Raw genomic sequence first — 18,354 nt, forward strand, 5'->3', positions numbered from 1 at the left:
TAGGGGTGTCACACTAAAAAGATTCCCACTGTCGTGGGAAGTGAAAATGAAAAACAAAACCCTATACAACTACATTCTAGGAATCGCAGACAACAGCCTAATTCTAGGCCAACGCATGGGAGAACTATGCGGGCATGGTCCAACGTTAGAAACAGATATCGCCTGCACAAATATTTCATTGGATTTGTTCGGACAAGTTCGAAGTTATTTTCAATATGCAGCAAAAATTGCTGGAGATGGAAGAACGGAAGACGATATTGCCATGCTTCGTAAAGAGCGTGAATACGTTAATGTCTTATTAGTAGAACAACCTAATACCAATTTCGCCTACACCATGGCACGTCAATTCTTGTTCGATGTTTACCATTTTGCATTTCTTTCAGAATTAGAGAAAAGTAAAGACTTAACACTTTCGGCCATAGCTAAAAAATGTATAAAAGAAGTCCGTTATCACGAACGATTTTCTTCAGATTGGATCAAACGTTTAGGCGATGGTACAGCGAAAAGTAAAGCTAAAATGCAAGAAGCTATAAACGACTTATGGACTTACACAGATGAATTGTTTCATCAAACAGAAGCAGATAAAGCAATGGTCTCTGAAGGTATAGGCGTTGATGTAACCAAACTAAAAGACAATTATTACAAGAATGTCAATGAAATCTTAGAACAGGCAACTTTGGAAATTCCAGAATCGCAATATTTCCAAAAAGGAGGAAAAAAAGGCATTCATACTGAACATTTAGGATACTTATTGGCAGAATTGCAATATATGCAACGTACGTATCCTAACATGGAATGGTAATAAAAAGCCCATCTTTCTCGATAGCTATCGGGATTCCCAAAGGAAAGAAACTATTATGAGTAAAACGAAAAACATACCGCGTCCCAGTGAGAGTTCTTCCCCTTTAGAGAAGGTGGATGGGGCCTTGATTGAGATTTTATCGAGTGTCTCAGATCCAGAAATCCCAGTGCTATCCATAATGGATATGGGAGTGGTTCGTTCCGCGATTATTGTTGATGGTATTGTGAAAGTAGAAATCACACCAACCTACAGTGGCTGTCCCGCAATGGATGTCATTGGTGATGATATTAAAAAAGCATTGAAAGAAGCAGGATATGATTCAGAAATAGACTTAATTCTGCATCCAGCATGGACAACCGATTGGATTACACCAAGAGGGCGACAAGCATTAGAAAATTACGGCATTGCTGCACCATTGGATGCAGACGCAGATAAAGCTGTATTATTGAATGGAAAGCAAATCGTAAAATGTCCTCAGTGTGGCTCAAAAAACACACGATTAGTAAGTCAATTTGGTTCCACGGCTTGCAAAGCACAATTTCAGTGTGAGGACTGTCAAGAGCCATTTGATTATTTTAAATGTTTGAAGTAAAACACAAAAGTTAAATTTTAAGATTGTCCCTTTGAGTCCCTATAGCTATCGGGATTAGGGATGTTAAAAAAATAAATATGAGTTCAATCTTACTAAAAATAGAAAACCAAATAGCAACCATAACGCTAAACCGACCAGAAGTCTTCAATAGTTTCAATCGTGAAATGGCCTTGCGCTTACAAAGCATTTTAGATGATTGCGAAAACAATGCTGATGTAAGAGCGATTGTTTTAACTGGAAACGGAAAAGCATTTTGTGCAGGACAAGATTTAAAAGAAGTGACTTCGCCAGATTCAAATCCAGGTTTCAAAAAAATATTGGAAGAACACTACAACCCCATTATTACAAGAATTCGAAACATCAAAAAACCAATTATTGGCGCCATTAATGGTGTTGCTGCAGGAGCTGGTGCAAATATTGCTTTGGCTTGTGACGTCGTTGTAGCTCATGAAAAAGTGAGTTTCATTCAGGCCTTTAGTTTAATTGGCTTAATTCCCGATAGCGCAGGCACCTATTTTCTTCCGCGATTAATAGGCTTTCAAAAAGCACAAGCCTTAGCTATGTTAGGTGATAAAATTTCGGCAGGCGAGGCAGAAAAAATGGGCATGATCTATAAAATGATTCCACTAGAAAATTTTGATGAAGAAGTCAACAAACTAGCTGTAAAATTAGCCAACATGCCAACCAAAGCATTAGGAATGATAAAGGAATTGTTCAACAAATCCATGACCAATGATTTAGAATCCCAACTAGCCTTAGAATCTAAGTTACAGATAGAAGCAGCTCAAAGCGAGGACTATAAAGAAGGCGTTGCTGCATTCATTGAAAAGCGTAAACCAAATTTTAAAGGAAACTGAGTAGAGTTCTTCCCTTTTGGGGAAGCTAGAAGGGGCTTTTTATGATTAGACAAATTCTCATACAAACACACAACAGAATAAAACCTTTTATTCACAAAACACCTGTATTAACGTCACAATTATTAAACAAAGAAGCAGGATGTCATTTGTTTTTCAAATGTGAGAACTTTCAAAAAATGGGTGCCTTTAAAATGCGAGGCGCAATAAACGCCATTCTTTCACTTTCGGAAGAAGAAAAACGAAAAGGCGTCGTTACGCATTCCTCAGGAAATTTTGCCCAAGCCGTTGCTCTTGCCGCTCAGAATCTTGGAATTAAGGCTTATATTGTTATGCCTGAAAACGCGCCTCAAGTTAAAAAAAATGCAGTCAAAAATTATGGTGGCGAAATCATTGAATGCGAATCGACCCTAAAAGCAAGAGAAGACACAGCAAACCGTATAAAAGCAGAAAAAGACGCATCGTTTTTACATCCTTCCAATCAAGATGAAGTGATTTATGGAAACAGCACAGCAACTATTGAATTGTTAGAAGACTATCCAGATTTAGATATCATCTTAACACCTGTTGGAGGTGGTGGATTAATAGCAGGAACAGCCTTAGCTGCATGTTATTTTTCAAAAAACTGCAAAGTCATTGGAGCTGAACCCATGCAAGCAGATGATGCGTATCGCTCTTTAATTTCTGGTCAAATAGAAACCAATGAATTTACCGATACCATTGCAGATGGCTTGCGAACAAATTTAGGAAATCGTAACTTTCCAATTATCAAAAAACATGTCGAAAAGATAATTCGTGTAGAAGAAGATGAAATTATAAAGGCAATGCAATTAATTTGGGAACGTATGAAGATTATTGTAGAACCTTCATCGGCTGTACCTTTTGCCGCAGTATTAAAGATTAAAGAAGAATTTAAAAACAAAACCGTCGGCATTATTTTGTCTGGCGGAAATGTAGAGGTAACAAACCTTACCTTCTAATTAATTGAAGGATTGTCCCCTTGAATCCCGATAGCTATCGGGATTAGGGGTGTTCTCAAAATGAAGAATAAATTATGAACATAGGAATAATAGGCTCTGGAACCATGGGAAGCGGCATAGCACAAGTTGCTGCCACTTCAGGTTGCAAAGTAAAACTATACGACACTAATAAAACTGCTTTGGACAAAGCTAAAGCAAATCTTGAAAAAATTCTAAAGCGTCTAATTGAAAAAGAAAGGATAGATTCTGAAGAAAAAAACAGAATCCAATCCAACATTTCTTATGTCAACAACTTAATAGATTTATCAGATTCAAATTTAACCATTGAAGCGATTATAGAAAATCTAGACATCAAGAAAAAAGTCTTTTCAGAACTGGAAAGCTTGGTTTCAGAGGATTGTATCATCGCGTCCAACACTTCAAGTTTATCAATTGCATCAATTGCAGCGTCTTTGCAAAAACCAGAACGTTGTATTGGAATTCATTTTTTCAACCCAGCTCCTTTAATGAAATTGGTTGAGGTTATTCCAGCCATTCAAACCTCAAAGGAAGTACTAGATAAATCCGTTGAAATTATTAAAGACTGGAAAAAAACTGTTGCAGTCGCCAAAGACACACCTGGATTTATTGTCAACAGGGTGGCAAGACCATTTTACGGAGAAGCATTAAGAATTTACGAAGAGGGCATGGCCGACTTTGCAACAATTGATTCAGCAATGAAAGACATAGGTGGTTTCAGAATGGGACCATTCGAACTTATGGATTTTATAGGAAACGATGTCAATTACACCGTAACCGAAACTGTTTTCACAGCATTTTATTTCGATTCGAGATACAAACCCGCATTCACTCAAAAACGTTTTGCAGAAGCTGGCTATTTAGGTAGAAAATCTGGAAAAGGTTATTTTACCTATGACAAGAATGGAAAAATAATACCTCAGCATCCTAAACTAGTTTCAGAAACTCAAAAGAATAAGGTTGGACAACAAATTTTCAATCGTGTTTTAGTGATGCTAATTAATGAAGCTGCAGATGCTTTGTTTTTAAACATTGCATCAGCAGAAGACATAGATAACGCTATGACTAAAGGTGTCAATTATCCCAAAGGATTATTGGCTTGGGCTGATGAAAAAGGCATCGATTGGTGTGTCGAAAAATTAGACGAATTATATGACGAATATCATGAGGATAGATACCGTTGTAGTCCGTTGTTACGTAAAATGAACAGAGAAGATATAACATTTTTTTAGTTAAAAGGGAGTTAGGGATTTGGTATAAGGAATTAGTATGAAAAGTAATTATCATTTTAAATTTGAAGATTTATTGGTGTATCAAAAAGCAATGGATTTTGGAGAAATAGTTGATTTATTAGTGAAAGATTTTCCAAACCATGAATTATATGCACTTTCATCTCAATTTAGAAGAGCCGCAGATTCAATCGCACTAAATATTGCAGAAGTTTACCCAGGTTCGGATGCCCAATTTGTTAAACATATCAATCACTCAATTTACAGTGCAAATGAATGTGTGAGCTGCAGTACTAAAGCTAGACGTCGATTTTATATTAACTTTGAAAAAGATGAAGAAATCAGAAAACTAATAGCTGAGTTAACAAAAATGATGTCTTCCCTGAGAAGAAAGATTTTAGAGAGAAACAAGCGTAACTAATCCCTAATACCAAATCCCTAATGCCTTTAAAAGGAGAAAAAATCCCACATAAAATGCTATCCCAAGACGCCTACAGCACGTGGCTAGGAATAGAAATCCTAGAATGTGAAATAGGCAGATGCAAAGTAGCAATGACCATAAGAGAAGAGATGCTCAACAGCATGAACAAAGCCCATGGAGGCATTAGTTACGCATTAGCAGATACAGCCTTCGGATTTGCAGCAAACACCCATGGAAAATACGCAGTTTCAATTGAAACAAGCATCAATCATATTGAAGCATTGGAAGAAGGCGATTATTTAACAGCAGAATCGGTTATTGAAAACGTGAAAAACAAACTAGGTTTCAATATTATTGAAGTCAAACGTGGTGAAGAATTAGTAGCTTTGTTTAAAGGTGTGGTTTACCGCACTCAAAAAGACTGGACTTAATTACTGCAACTTGTACTGAAATTGTTTCAGTAAGGCTTAAGTATTATGCATAGTAATAAAGAAACGTATTAAATTGAAAAACACTAACAATTAAACACTAACAAATTATGAAATGGCAAGGTAGAAGAAAAAGCGGCAACCTAGAAGACCGAAGAGGCATGGGCACCAAAGGTAAACTAGCAGCAGGTGGTGGCGTCATCGCTGTGGTAGTTATACTTTTACAATTGTTTGGCGGAGAAACCGGACAGCAATTAGCACCAATCATTGAGCAAGTTGGTGGTAGCCAAACCACACAACAAGTTCAACAACGAGAACTAACCGAACAAGAAGTTGTGATGGGTAATTTTATGGCAACCGTTTTAGCAGATACCGAAGATATATGGAATCGCCTATTCAGGGAAAATAATCTCGGAGATTATAAGGAACCCAAGATGGTTTTATTTACGGATGCCGTCAGTACAGCTTGTGGAAACGCTAGTTCTGCTTCAGGTCCTTTTTATTGCCCTGGTGACCAAAAAGTATATATGGACCTTGTGTTTTTCGACGAATTAAAATCACGGTTCGGAGCCAAAGGTGGCGATTTCGCCATAGCCTACGTAACAGCCCACGAAGTAGGACATCATATCCAGACTATTTTAGGTACATCGAGCAAAGTAAGACAGTTACAATCACAAAGCAACCAAACCCAAGCCAATAAATTATCCGTGGCACAGGAGTTACAAGCGGATTTTTATGCAGGTGTATGGGCACATCATAATAAACAATATTTGCAAGCTGGAGATATCGAAGAAGCCATGAGTGCCGCAAACGCTGTTGGAGATGATGCCATTCAACGACGTACCAGAGGCAGCGTAAATTCCGATAGTTTTACCCACGGTACATCAGAACAACGTATGGAGTGGTTTATGAAAGGCTATAATACAGGCAATATGAGTAATGGCGATACATTTTCGGCGTTGTTAAATTAATAAAATAACAACCCCATAATAGTCGAGCTTGGAATCGTTAATCGTAAATCAAAAATCGTAAATTTTTTTAATGGAAGCATACATCATAGACGGCATAAGAACACCAATAGGAAATTACAAAGGTACATTATCTGCAGTTAGAACAGACGACTTGGGCGCATTAGTAATAGAAGAAATCGTAAAAAGAAATCCAAACATCCCAAAAGACGCTTATGATGATGTCATTATGGGTTGCGCCAACCAAGCTGGAGAGGACAATCGTAATGTAGCGAGAATGGCCTCTCTTTTGGCAGGATTGCCTTTTACCGTGCCAGGAGAAACCGTTAACCGCTTATGTAGTTCTGGCTTATCAGCGATTATTCACGCCAACAGAGCAATAAAATCTAGAGATGGTCACCTTTTTATTTCTGGAGGCGTAGAAAACATGACACGTGGCCCATACGTTATCGCAAAACCTTCTACAGGATTTGGAGGCGATTCAAAAATGTACGACTCCACATTCGGATGGCGTTTCATCAATCCTAGAATGCAGGAGATGTATGGTACAGACGGTATGGGAAATACCGCTGAAAACTTAGTTTCAAAGTATTCCATTTCACGCACGGATCAAGATAAATTTGCATTTTGGAGTCAAATGAAAGCCACCAAAGCGCAAGAAAATGGACGATTAGCAAAAGAGATTGTAACCGTAAAAATTCCACAACGCAAGAAAGACCCTATCTTATTTTCAAAAGACGAATTCGTCAAACCAAACACCTCATTAGAAGTTTTAGGAAAATTACGTCCAGCTTTCAAAAAAGAAGGTGGAAGCGTCACCGCTGGAAATTCATCAGGATTAAACGATGGCGCAGCAGCTACAATCATCGCTTCCGAGGCTGCCGTAAAAAAATACAATCTCAACCCCTTGGCGAGAATTGTAAGTTCTGCTGTAGTTGGTGTAGAACCACGACTAATGGGAATTGGTCCTGTTGAAGCTTCAAATAAAGCCTTAGAAAAAGCTGGATTAAACATGGATGACATGGACATCATTGAACTCAACGAAGCCTTTGCCGCACAAGCTTTAGCATGTACACGAGCATGGGGAATTGCCGATGACGACCCAAGACTTAACCCAAATGGAGGCTCAATTGCCATAGGTCATCCACTTGGTGTTACAGGAACTAGAATTGCCTATTCTGCTGCTTTGGAGTTACAGGAACAAAACAAGCGCTATGCATTGGTTACTATGTGTATCGGTGTTGGTCAAGGTTATGCTGCGATAATAGAAAATGTAAATTTATAACGATTTGTCATTCCGCACTTGATGCGGAATCCACTATATATTTCTAAATATGAACAAGATTCAACATTACGTTCAGGGACAATGGACCACAGGAAAAGAAGAAGGCACACCAATCCTAGATGCCATAACAGGCGAAGCATTTTCAAGCGTTGCTACTGAAGGCTTGGATATTCCCGAAATTCTAAACTACGGAAGAACCAAAGGAGGCGAAAAACTTCGTAAAATGACCTTTCAGGAAAGAGGAAGCATGCTAAAAAAATTGGCATTCTACCTTACCAAAAGAAAAGAAGCTTTTTATGAGTTAAGTTACAGAACTGGAGCCACACGAGTGGATAGCTGGATAGACATCGAAGGTGGTTTTGGAAACTTATTTGCCAATGCATCTTTAAGGAAGTTATTCCCTAACCAACCCTATCACGTCGAAGGTGAGGCTATCGATTTGTCTCGTGGCGGACGCTTTATGGCACATCATATTATGGTGCCAAAAAAAGGCGTTGCTGTTCATATCAATGCTTTTAATTTTCCGGTTTGGGGCATGTTAGAAAAATGTGCGGTTAATTGGATGGCAGGTGTTCCTGCTGTGGTGTTGCCTGCACCTTCATCGTCCTATTTAGCGGAAGCCGTAGCACGGGAAATTATTGCTTCGGGAATTTTACCCGAAGGCGCACTACAAATCATCAACGGAACGGTTAAAACCATTTTAGATACCGTAGAATCCCAAGATGTCGTCACATTCACAGGTTCTGCAAAAACAGGACGTTTGCTCAAAGCGCATCCAAGATTAATACAAGAATCGGTTCCTTTTACGATGGAAGCTGATTCCCTTAATGCATCCATTTTAGGAGAAGATGCCGTTCCTGGAACACCAGAATTTGATTTATTCATCAAAGAAGTTAGAAAAGAAATGACCGTAAAATGCGGTCAAAAATGTACGGCTATTAGACGAATCATTGTTCCTGAAAATTTGGTTGAAGATGTTCAAATTCAATTAGGAAAAGCATTGGATAAAGTAACTATTGGAGACCCAAGATTGAAAGAAGTCAGAATGGGTTCTTTAGTAAGTCAGCAACAAGTGCAAGCGGTTAGAGATTCGGTAAATGATTTAGCTAAAGAAGCACAAATTGTGTATGGCGATTTAGATAAAATTGAAACCATTGGTGCAGATGCTACAAAAGGTGCATTTATGAGCCCGATTTTACTGAGGTCAGACCATCCATTTCAAAATACAATCATCCACGAACGTGAAGCATTTGGTCCAGTAAGTACCATTATGCCTTATAAAAACTTAGACGAAGCGATAACTTTAGCACAAATGGGTAAAGGGTCTTTGGTATCTTCCATTGCAACTTACGATGACAAAATTGCTAAAGACTATGTTATAAATGCCGCATCACATCACGGACGCATCTTAGTAATTAATCGCGAAATGTCCAAAGAAAGTACAGGTCATGGTTCGCCTCTACCCTATTTGGTTCATGGTGGTCCAGGTCGTGCTGGTGGTGGAGAAGAAATGGGAGGCATGCGTGGAATTAAACATTATTTACAACGTACAGCCATTCAAGGTTCGCCAACAACACTAACAGAAATTACAGGTATTTATCAACAAAACGCAACATACAAAGAAGCAGAACAACATCCATTTAAGTACCATTGGGAAGACATTCAACCAGGCATGTCCATGAAAACCCATAAGCGCACTTTAACCGATACCGACATTATCAATTTTTCCAATTTAACTTGGGATCATTTTTATGCGCACACAGATATTACCTCATTAGACGGCAGTATTTTCGAAAAAAGAACGGCTCATGGTTATTTCATAATTTCGGCTGCAGCCGGATTGTTTGTCTATCCAAATAAAGGACCAGTTTCTGCAAATTATGGACTGGAAGATTGTAGATTCCTGCGTCCCTTGTATCACAATGATACTATTTACGTACGTTTAACGTGTAAACAGAAAGTGAATAGAGATGTTGCTTCGGCAGAACATCCAAGTGGAATCGTAAAATGGTATGCCGAAATTTTTGATGCTAACAATGATGAGAAAGTAGCCTTTGCAACGGTACTTACAATGGTTCAGAAAAAGCAAGACGTTTTTACTGAAATGACTGAAGAAAAAATAGAAGAATTACTTTCAAAACTTAAAGAAGACACCAAACCAAAATGGGGTATCATGACACCTCAACACATGATTGAACATTTGGAATACACCTATAAAATTACTTCTGGAGACATTCAGGATTTTGAAATTGCTACACCAGAAAAAATTCTAGAAAAAGTACATGCGAGTTTATACAACTATGATAAGTTTCCAAAAAACTCTCAGTTTCCACAATTGGAAAAAGACAAATTAGATGATTTAAAACATCCTGATTTAGAAACAGCGATTGAAAAATTTAAAGCACAAAGAGAAAAATATTTAGAGTATTTTAAAGAATATCCAGATGCTAAATTGAAGAATTTGGTATTTGGTGAGTTGAACAGATATGAATCGTATTTATTGGAGCGGAAGCACCTGAATCATCATTTTGAACAGTTTGATTTGCTATAGCAAATCAAACTGTTCAAAGCACCCGAGAAATCGGGTGTCTCGTCTAATGAATCTATACGTTAGTTAAATCATTATTAATTCTATGAGTTACTATGAAACATTACGTCTATATTATTACAAACAAAAAGCATGGCGTTTTGTACACTGGAGAAACTGTTAGATTAAAGAAAAGAATATATCAACATAAAACAAAGGCGCATCCAAATTCTTTTTCAGCGAGATATAATTTAAACAAACTTGCTTATTTTGAAGAACATAAGACCGAATCCGAAGCTAAAAAACGTGAAATACAGATGAAGAAATGGAACAGAAGTTGGAAAATAGATTTAATAGAAAAAATGAATCCTGATTGGAAGGATTTATATAATCAATTAAAATAAAGTATAACCATTAATAAGATTCCCACTTTCGTGGGAACGTTAAAAAACATGAGTAATCCTTACGTAAAATTAAATATTGAAAACAAAATAGGCTACATAGAATTCTTCCATCCTGCACATAATTCCTTACCAGGTGATGTTTTAGCCAAACTAGCCAAAACCATAACCGAAGCAGGAAAAAACGACGACATCAAAGTCATCGTACTAAAAAGTGGAGGGGACAGAACATTCTGCGCAGGCGCCAGTTTTAACGAACTCATAAATATCAACGATGCAGCTACAGGGAAAGTATTCTTTTCAGGTTTCGCCAATGTGATTAACGCCATGCGAAAGTGTCCAAAATTCATCATTGGTCGCATCCAAGGAAAAACCGTTGGTGGTGGTGTTGGATTGGCCGCTTCAACCGATTATTGTATGGCTACTAAGTTTGCATCCATCAAACTAAGCGAATTAAATATTGGAATTGGGCCTTTTGTTGTTGGGCCAGCCATAGAACGTAAAATGGGATTAAGTGCCATGTCACAAATCGCCATTGATGCCAACACATTTTACCCACCAGAATTCGCAAAACAAAAAGGCTTATATACGCATGTTTTCGATACAACGGAAGCCTTAGACGACGCCGTCAAGGCAACAGCGGAACACTTATGTACTTACAATACAGAAGCTATGCTTGAAATGAAAAAAGTCTTCTGGAAAGGTACAGATGATTGGGATGACTTATTAGCAGAGCGCGCCGAAACTAGCGGAAGATTGGTTTTGAGTGATTTTACTAAAGAAAAATTAAAAGGGTTTAAATAAAAACAGTCAGATTAGCAAATTTTTTTAGTGAGCGGTGTGTTTTTTTTAGTAAAAGTGCTTTAGCTAAAAAGCGCACCTTCTAACGATTCTATTTTGCTGTAATATAACTACTTACGAAATTAGCTATTACTAACCACCACGTTATGAGAGCTTTTTTTGTTATTATTTTCATTCTTATTAATTGTTTTATAAGTCTAGCCCAAAATATAGATTACACTACTAGAATTGTCAGGTTTTATGCGGGTAACTGTTCGACTGAATTCGGTACTGAAGAACATACCTGGCAAGGCTGGTTGAGTGATAATGTTAATACTGCTGAGACCTATTCTGGTTGTATCCAAAGAAATTATAATGGTTCTGTAATTCAATCGGGATCATACGCTCTTAGAACAAGAAATAATACTAACGCAACCCAATTGCGCGCAAGAATAGATGCTTGGGAAGATGATACTGGAAGTAGATGTATGTATGATCCTGGAAATATTTTTACTGGTGGAGACGACTGCCGTGTATCTCAAATTTCTTACTTCAATTTCACTAATCCATTAGAATATCAGTATATTAATAATACTGTAACCGTTGGTACTGGCGATTATAACATGAGCGTGTTTTATCAATATCGTTATAGTATGACAACATTACCAGCTGCTACTGAATACAATGTTACTAATTTAATTACTGGTGGAACTAGACCATTCTGGGGCTGTAGGGGCAATTGGGCTGCTGTAGGGTCAGACTGTGCGGCATCAGGAACTATAGGTAATAACCAAACATCTTCTTTTACAACTACCGTAAGTTGTCAATCACAAGTAAGTTTTAGATGGCGCGTAAGTAGTGAGGCGAATTATGATTTTCTAAAAGTTTATGTGAATGGTGTTGAACGTACGTCAATAAGTGGAACAGTTGGTTGGACATTAGTAACCCTACCTTTAGACTACGGTAACAATACCGTAGAGTGGCGTTATGAGAAGGATGGAAGTGTCTCTTCGGGTTTAGATCGTGGTTTTATAGATGACATAAGTTTTACAAATGCTACCTCTGTCGATCCTGGATCAGTGACTGGTGGAGAAACCTTTAATATTATTGGTAATCCTGGAAATTTAGTAAACGTCGCAAATGGCCAAGCATACAGTGCTAGTCTAAATTATCAATGGCAATATAGTAATGATGGTATTACAAGTTGGTTCAATATTGGTGGTGCTACAGGATCATCTTACAATCCGCCAGCAGATCTTACCACAACTAGATATTATAGAAGAAGAATTCAAGATCAGTGTGGTAATTTAGACTACTCTAATATTTTACAAGTAGAGATACTTCCGCAATTTGTTTATGATTCTGGATACTGGGATCCTTACGATCCAGGCACAACGTCGTTTCCAAGCAATACCACACACTCCGTAATTATAAGAGAAAATACTACTCAGACTAATTCATTCTTAACAGGTAATCTAATTATTGATCCAGGCGCATCGCTTACAGTATCTGGAGATATAGGGCTTAGTGTTTTCTACCAAGTTGAACTAAATGGAATTTTAGATCTAGGTGAGAATGGCCAACTCATACAATCCAATTCCTCTGCTTTGATCTTAGGTGCAAATGGAGCGTTGAGAAAAACAAGAAATGGAAACCCTAACCTCTATCGTTATACCTATTGGGGAAGTCCTGTCTCTAATCCTGGAGCAACAGCAAATTCAGGGCATAATATCAGCAGCGTAATGAATGATGGAACAACAGGTATTCCAAGACCACTAAATTTTACAGCATCTAATGTAAATGATGGAATTCCAGGAGATATTTCTACACCAGCAACTATTTCAAGTAAATGGCTTTATGCCTTTAGAAATCTCACTAATGATTATTCTAACTGGGAACAAATAACACCAGGTACCATTCTGTCATCTGGACAAGGCTTTACTATGAAAGGTACGCAGACAGCCACAGGTACACAACCATTTATATTTGTAGGTACACCCAACAATGGTGATATTACCTTGGGTATAACAGCAAATAACAATTATCTAATTTCCAATCCTTATCCAAGTGCCATTGATTCGCATCGATTTTTGTTAGATAATCCAGATTTAGATGGTACACTCTACTTTTGGGAACATTACGGAGGAGATACACACATACTTTCTGGTTATCAAGGTGGTTATGCCACTTATAATTTTTCTGGAGGCGTTGGTGCTCCTTCAATTGCCTCACCAGATCCAGAAGTTTCGGGAGATGGTACTCCTGTCAAGATTCCAGGTAGGTACATTCCTGTAGCACAAGGTTTTTTCGTAGAGGCGACCACTACGGGTTCTTTTACCTTTGGTAATAATCAGCGTGCTTACGTTTCAGAATTACCAACACAAAGTGTATTTGTTCGATCTGCGAATGCAACTAGTTCAGAGAATGTTCAACCAGATAACAGAACAAAAATTAGACTTGGTATGACAAGTCCTGACTTCGGTCATAGACAATTATTACTTACTGTAGATCCAGCTGCTTCTTATGGTGTTGATAAATATTATGATGGACCATCTTTTGAAGTTTTGCCTAATGATTTCGCCTTCTTCTTAAATAATGGACATTATGGTATTCAAGGTATTCCATCTATAAATTTAAATGATGATATTCCCTTGGTAATAGACATTACTGATACAGGACTTTATAATATAGGATTAGATGAATTGGAGAATTGGGATGAAGATCAAAACATCTATCTTTATGATAGTGCATCAGCTATCTATTACGACCTTAGAGTAGCTGACGCAAATATTAGTTTAACAAATAATCAATATATTGGACGATTTTCTTTAAGGTTTAACAATTCAACATTATCTGCAACTATTAACGAAGCCATTGAAGATGTATTATCAGTCTATCAACCTAAGAATAGGAATAGAATTGTTATCCAGTTAAGTTCTCAAGGTTATCGCTTAGAAAAAGTAAACCTGATTAATGTTAATGGAAGGGTTATTCTTAATGCAAAATCCAATGTGTTATTAAACAGAGATAATCAATGGTTGGTTTCTACAGATGGATTGTCGTCTGGTGCTTATATCTTACAAATGAAGATTAATGGAACCTATCACACGAGAAAGTTAATTATTAAATAACTTTAAATTATATATAATTTAGGCTTATATTAAATTACTTTTGTGTAATGGCAATTTATTCATTCAAAGGTTACATTCCTGTAATACATAAAACTAGTTTCGTACATCCATTAGCTGCAGTAACCGGCAACGTCATCATCGGCAAAAATTGTTACATTGGACCAGGCGCAGCCATTCGTGGTGATTGGGGACAAATTATTTTGGAAGATGGCGTGAATGTGCAGGAAAATTGTACAATTCACATGTTTCCAGGAAAGTCCATTACACTAAAAGAAAGTGCTCATATTGGTCACGGAGCCATTATTCATGGCGCAAATTTGGGCAAAAATTGTCTTATAGGAATGAACACCGTAATCATGGATGATGCCGAAATAGGCGATGAATGCATTATAGGCGCCATGTCTTTTGTAAAAGCCGAAACTAAAATTCCGTATAGAAGTTTAGTCGTTGGCAATCCTGCAAAAGTGATACGAGGAATTACTGATGAAATGATTGCATGGAAAACCAAAGGCACACAACTATATCAACAATTACCAAGAGATTGTCATGAAACTTTAAAAGAAGTTGAGCCACTTCGAGAAGTTCCAGAACACATGAAAGTTCAAGAGGCTACTTATCAAACACTTCGAGACACTTTTAAAACGTGAGTAACTTTATGAATAGTGATTCTGTATTTCATCGTTATTTATCTAGAAGTCATATTTTCGAGCCTGAAAGTTAGAGACCTGTCAGGTTTTAAAAACCTTACAGGATTACAAAACCCGACTCAAATCAATCGCATTAGTTTCTTTACTTGTGGATAAAGCAATCAAACTCTGCACATTTCCCAAGTATGGAAGCAACGTTAATTTGGAAATGATAAAGGTTTCGTAAGCTTCAATATCTTCCACCACTAACTTCAGTAAATAATCAAAATTCCCACTTACTCTGTGACATTCTATAACTTCGGGAAAATTGTTTATTTCCTTGACAAATTTTTCTAAATAACTGCGTGTGTGGCCTTGCAAGGTAATCCCAATAAAAACGGTAAGTTTTAGACCTATCTTTTTATTGTTCAAAACAGCAACATATTTTTCTATATAACCTTCTTTTTCAAGTTTTTTAATCCGTTCAAAAATTGGAGAGGTGGTCATTCCAAGTTCAGCAGCAATACTTTTTGTTGTACGATTACTGTTTTCTTGAAGTATTTCGAGAATTTTAGTGTCAATTTTATCAAGAATATGAGCCATGAGAAAAAATTATTTTATACCTACTCAAAATTAAACAATAAAAGCATATAAAACTTATGTAAATAAGTATTTAAGAATAATATTCTTTTTAAGATTAAATTAAAAGATTTTAACAAACCTCAAATTCAAGTTATATTATCTTTAATTCTTGAAATTAAAATTATTGCATATTGAAAAATTTCGAATTAAAAATGCCCAAAATGGGCGAAAGCATAACCGAAGGAACGATCATCAATTGGTTAATTGACGAAGGAGATGCATTCGACGAAGGCGACATCATACTTGAAGTAGCGACTGATAAAGTCGATAATGAAGTACCTGCACCAGCATCAGGAACTTTAGTAAAAACGCTATTTAAAGCAAAAGATGTGGTTCCTGTTGGAGAGGTTATGGCAATTCTTGAAATTTCAGAAGAAACAACATCTTCAAAAAAAGAAAATGTTATTCAAAGCGAAAGTGAAAAATCAATTCAAAAAAAAGAAATACAAAAACCGAAATCAAGGACAGACATTTCTAAAGTTAGTGAAGTCAAGAGTGTTTCTTCCCCTTTGGGGAAATCAGATGGGGCTTCATTCTTTTCCCCATTAATCATTTCAATCGCTAAAGAACAACACATCAGTTTTGAGGAATTAGCGCGAATTCCAGCCACAGGACACGAAGGCAGATTACGCAAAAGTGACTTATTTCACTATATAGAAGAAGGACGGCCTTATAAATTTGCACAACCAGTTACTCAAGACCCAACGGCATTCAGAATTCCGCAATTATCATTCGACAAAGGCAAGGGCAAAGTCATCGAAATGGACCGCATGCGCCAAATGATTGCAGACCATATGGTGTATTCAAAACATACCTCTCCTCATGTAACAGCTTATGTGGAAGCGGATTTAACAAACATAGTCAACTGGCGAAATGCCAACAAAAAAGCCTTTCAGGAAAAGTATGGTGAACGATTAACTTTTACCCCCTTATTCGTAGAAGCCGTTGCAAAAGCAATCAAGGATTTCCCAAATATCAACGCTTCCGTAGATGGCAACAACATCATCGTAAAAGAAGATATCAATATTGGCATGGCCACCGCCTTACCAAGCGGTAACTTAATCGTTCCTGTTGTAAAGAATGCAGATTCGAAAGATTTAAAACAAATTGCAGCGAACGTAAACGCATTGTCTGCAAAAGCACGAGAAAATATATTGGCTGGCGATGATATAAAAGGAAGCACCTTCACAATTTCTAACGTTGGAACTTTTGGAAGCGTTATGGGAACACCAATTATTAATCAGCCTGAAGTTGCCATTTTAGCCTTAGGAATTATCAAAAAAAGACCAGAAGTTATTACGACCGAAAAAGGAGACGAAATCGCTATTAGAAGCATGATGTATTTATCCTTGTCTTTTGACCACAGAGTTGTGGATGGTTTTTTAGGCGGAAGCTTCGTGAGACGCGTAGCTGATTATTTTGAACAATTTGATGTTAATAGAGAAATATAAATCGTAACGTCACTTCGAGTAATTCCGATTTTCGGAATTGTATAGAGAAGCCTTAAAAAAAGTACTTGATAAAAATTTCAAAAAAGCAATTTCACTCGAACTGACGGAAATAATAAAACTATGAAACCTAACATTTCAATTCAAAAAGTAGAACATTCGAAAGTTGAAAACATCGATTTCAACAATATTCCATTAGGCACCACATTTACAGACCACATGTTTATATGTGATTACGATAAAGGCGAATGGCTTAACCCGAGAATTGTCCCAATGGGATTAATCCCAACGCATCCAGCAGCCATGGCTTTGCATTATGGACAAGCTATTTTTGAAGGCATGAAAGCCACGGTTGATGCAGAAGGCAACCCTATGTTATTTCGGGCAGATAAAAACGCAGCACGCTTAAATAAAAGTGCAGACCGAATGGGAATGCCTCATTTTCCAGAAGATTTATTTGTGGAAGGCCTAAAACAATTGGTAGATTTAGAACGCAATTGGATTCCGCCTAAAGATGGAAGCGCACTCTATCTACGACCATTTATGTACGCAGACGAACCGTTTATTGGTATGCGTGCAGCCACACATTTCAAGTTTATCATTATGGCTTCACCAGCTGGACCGTTTTTCAGTAAGCGCATTAAACTTTGGGCGGAAAAACAATATATAAGAGCTGCCAATGGTGGTACTGGCGAAGCTAAAGCTGCAGGAAATTATGCGGCAGCTATTCGACCAACGGAATTGGCGAAAGCAAAAGGTTACGATCAGGTTTTATGGTTAGATGCCGTTGAGCATAAATACATTCAAGAAGTTGGCACCATGAATATTTTCTTTAAAATCGATGGAAAATTTATCACGCCAAAACGCGATGGTTCCATATTAGATGGCATCACACGACTTAGTGTTATCGATATTTTACAAGATAAAGGTTATGAGGTTATTGAACGTCCAATAACGATTGATGAAATCATAGAGTCTTCAAAAAACGGTATTTTAGAAGAAGCATTCGGAACAGGAACAGCTGTCGGAATCGCCTATATACAAGAGATTGGTATTGAAGACGAAACCATTCATGTTTCTGACGAAAGTCCTGTTGGGCTAGAAGTGAATAAAACCCTTAATGCTATAAAAACAGGGAAAATTGAAGATAAATTCAATTGGATGATTAAAATTGAAAATGAATTGGTTTAAAAGACAACTTCACTTCGAGTGTTTTTTTTGG

General features: G+C 37.2%; 17 protein-coding genes. 16 read left to right on the forward strand and 1 reads right to left on the reverse strand.

Annotation, left to right across the window (positions count from 1 at the left end; all coding sequences use genetic code 11):
• Positions 1–46 precede the first annotated feature (46 nt).
• The 14 genes from paaC (at position 47) to HM990_RS15360 (ending at position 15,063) form a co-directional block, all read left to right on the forward strand.
• The gene (gene paaC / locus HM990_RS15295; protein WP_178990016.1) at positions 47–802 is read left to right on the forward strand and encodes a 1,2-phenylacetyl-CoA epoxidase subunit PaaC; all 756 of its coding nucleotides are present in this window, start codon (positions 47–49) and stop codon (positions 800–802) included.
• A gap of 55 nt (positions 803–857) precedes the next feature.
• Positions 858–1,394 (forward strand): 1,2-phenylacetyl-CoA epoxidase subunit PaaD, encoded by a 537-nt coding sequence (paaD, locus tag HM990_RS15300; protein ID WP_178990018.1) that lies wholly within the window; start codon positions 858–860, stop codon positions 1,392–1,394.
• A gap of 77 nt (positions 1,395–1,471) precedes the next feature.
• The gene (locus HM990_RS15305; RefSeq protein WP_178990020.1) at positions 1,472–2,251 is read left to right on the forward strand and encodes an enoyl-CoA hydratase-related protein; all 780 of its coding nucleotides are present in this window, start codon (positions 1,472–1,474) and stop codon (positions 2,249–2,251) included.
• A 41-nt stretch (positions 2,252–2,292) separates the two neighbouring features.
• Positions 2,293–3,228 carry a pyridoxal-phosphate dependent enzyme gene (locus HM990_RS15310; protein ID WP_178990022.1) on the forward strand — a complete coding sequence of 312 codons (936 nt, stop codon included), beginning with the start codon at positions 2,293–2,295 and terminating at the stop codon, positions 3,226–3,228.
• A 74-nt stretch (positions 3,229–3,302) separates the two neighbouring features.
• Positions 3,303–4,478, forward strand: a complete 1,176-nt coding sequence (locus tag HM990_RS15315; RefSeq protein ID WP_178990024.1) for a 3-hydroxyacyl-CoA dehydrogenase NAD-binding domain-containing protein — start codon at positions 3,303–3,305, stop codon at positions 4,476–4,478.
• 37 nt (positions 4,479–4,515) lie between these two features.
• A complete protein-coding gene (locus tag HM990_RS15320) occupies positions 4,516–4,896 on the forward strand; it encodes a four helix bundle protein (protein ID WP_178990026.1) in 381 nt (126 codons plus the stop codon).
• 20 nt (positions 4,897–4,916) lie between these two features.
• Positions 4,917–5,327 carry a hotdog fold thioesterase gene (locus HM990_RS15325; RefSeq protein ID WP_178990027.1) on the forward strand — a complete coding sequence of 137 codons (411 nt, stop codon included), beginning with the start codon at positions 4,917–4,919 and terminating at the stop codon, positions 5,325–5,327.
• A gap of 107 nt (positions 5,328–5,434) precedes the next feature.
• Entirely contained in the window at positions 5,435–6,295 is an 861-nt protein-coding gene (ypfJ, locus tag HM990_RS15330) for a KPN_02809 family neutral zinc metallopeptidase (RefSeq protein WP_178990029.1), read from the forward strand.
• A gap of 70 nt (positions 6,296–6,365) precedes the next feature.
• Positions 6,366–7,577, forward strand: a complete 1,212-nt coding sequence (locus HM990_RS15335) for an acetyl-CoA C-acyltransferase (protein WP_178990031.1) — start codon at positions 6,366–6,368, stop codon at positions 7,575–7,577.
• Between the two features lie 49 nt (positions 7,578–7,626).
• Positions 7,627–10,128 carry a phenylacetic acid degradation bifunctional protein PaaZ gene (paaZ, locus tag HM990_RS15340; protein WP_178990033.1) on the forward strand — a complete coding sequence of 834 codons (2,502 nt, stop codon included), beginning with the start codon at positions 7,627–7,629 and terminating at the stop codon, positions 10,126–10,128.
• A 92-nt stretch (positions 10,129–10,220) separates the two neighbouring features.
• Complete coding sequence (locus HM990_RS15345) at positions 10,221–10,508, forward strand: GIY-YIG nuclease family protein (protein ID WP_178990035.1); 288 nt, start codon at positions 10,221–10,223, stop codon at positions 10,506–10,508.
• 48 nt (positions 10,509–10,556) lie between these two features.
• Positions 10,557–11,309 (forward strand): enoyl-CoA hydratase/isomerase family protein, encoded by a 753-nt coding sequence (locus tag HM990_RS15350; RefSeq protein WP_178990037.1) that lies wholly within the window; start codon positions 10,557–10,559, stop codon positions 11,307–11,309.
• A gap of 143 nt (positions 11,310–11,452) precedes the next feature.
• A complete protein-coding gene (locus tag HM990_RS15355; protein WP_178990039.1) occupies positions 11,453–14,416 on the forward strand; it encodes a T9SS type A sorting domain-containing protein in 2,964 nt (987 codons plus the stop codon).
• 47 nt (positions 14,417–14,463) lie between these two features.
• Positions 14,464–15,063, forward strand: a complete 600-nt coding sequence (locus HM990_RS15360) for an acyltransferase (protein WP_178990041.1) — start codon at positions 14,464–14,466, stop codon at positions 15,061–15,063.
• A gap of 105 nt (positions 15,064–15,168) precedes the next feature.
• Here the strand turns inward: HM990_RS15360 and HM990_RS15365 are convergent, their stop codons facing one another.
• Positions 15,169–15,645, reverse strand: a complete 477-nt coding sequence (locus HM990_RS15365; RefSeq protein WP_178990043.1) for an Lrp/AsnC family transcriptional regulator — start codon at positions 15,643–15,645, stop codon at positions 15,169–15,171.
• A 200-nt stretch (positions 15,646–15,845) separates the two neighbouring features.
• On the opposite strand from HM990_RS15365, the gene HM990_RS15370 reads away from it, so the two are divergent.
• A complete protein-coding gene (locus HM990_RS15370) occupies positions 15,846–17,135 on the forward strand; it encodes a dihydrolipoamide acetyltransferase family protein (RefSeq protein WP_229719283.1) in 1,290 nt (429 codons plus the stop codon).
• Positions 17,136–17,255: 120 nt separating this feature from the next.
• Positions 17,256–18,323 carry a branched-chain amino acid aminotransferase gene (locus HM990_RS15375; RefSeq protein WP_178990044.1) on the forward strand — a complete coding sequence of 356 codons (1,068 nt, stop codon included), beginning with the start codon at positions 17,256–17,258 and terminating at the stop codon, positions 18,321–18,323.
• Positions 18,324–18,354: the final 31 nt, after the last annotated feature.

This window comes from Winogradskyella schleiferi, from assembly GCF_013394655.1.
GTDB classification, from domain to species: domain Bacteria; phylum Bacteroidota; class Bacteroidia; order Flavobacteriales; family Flavobacteriaceae; genus Winogradskyella; species Winogradskyella schleiferi.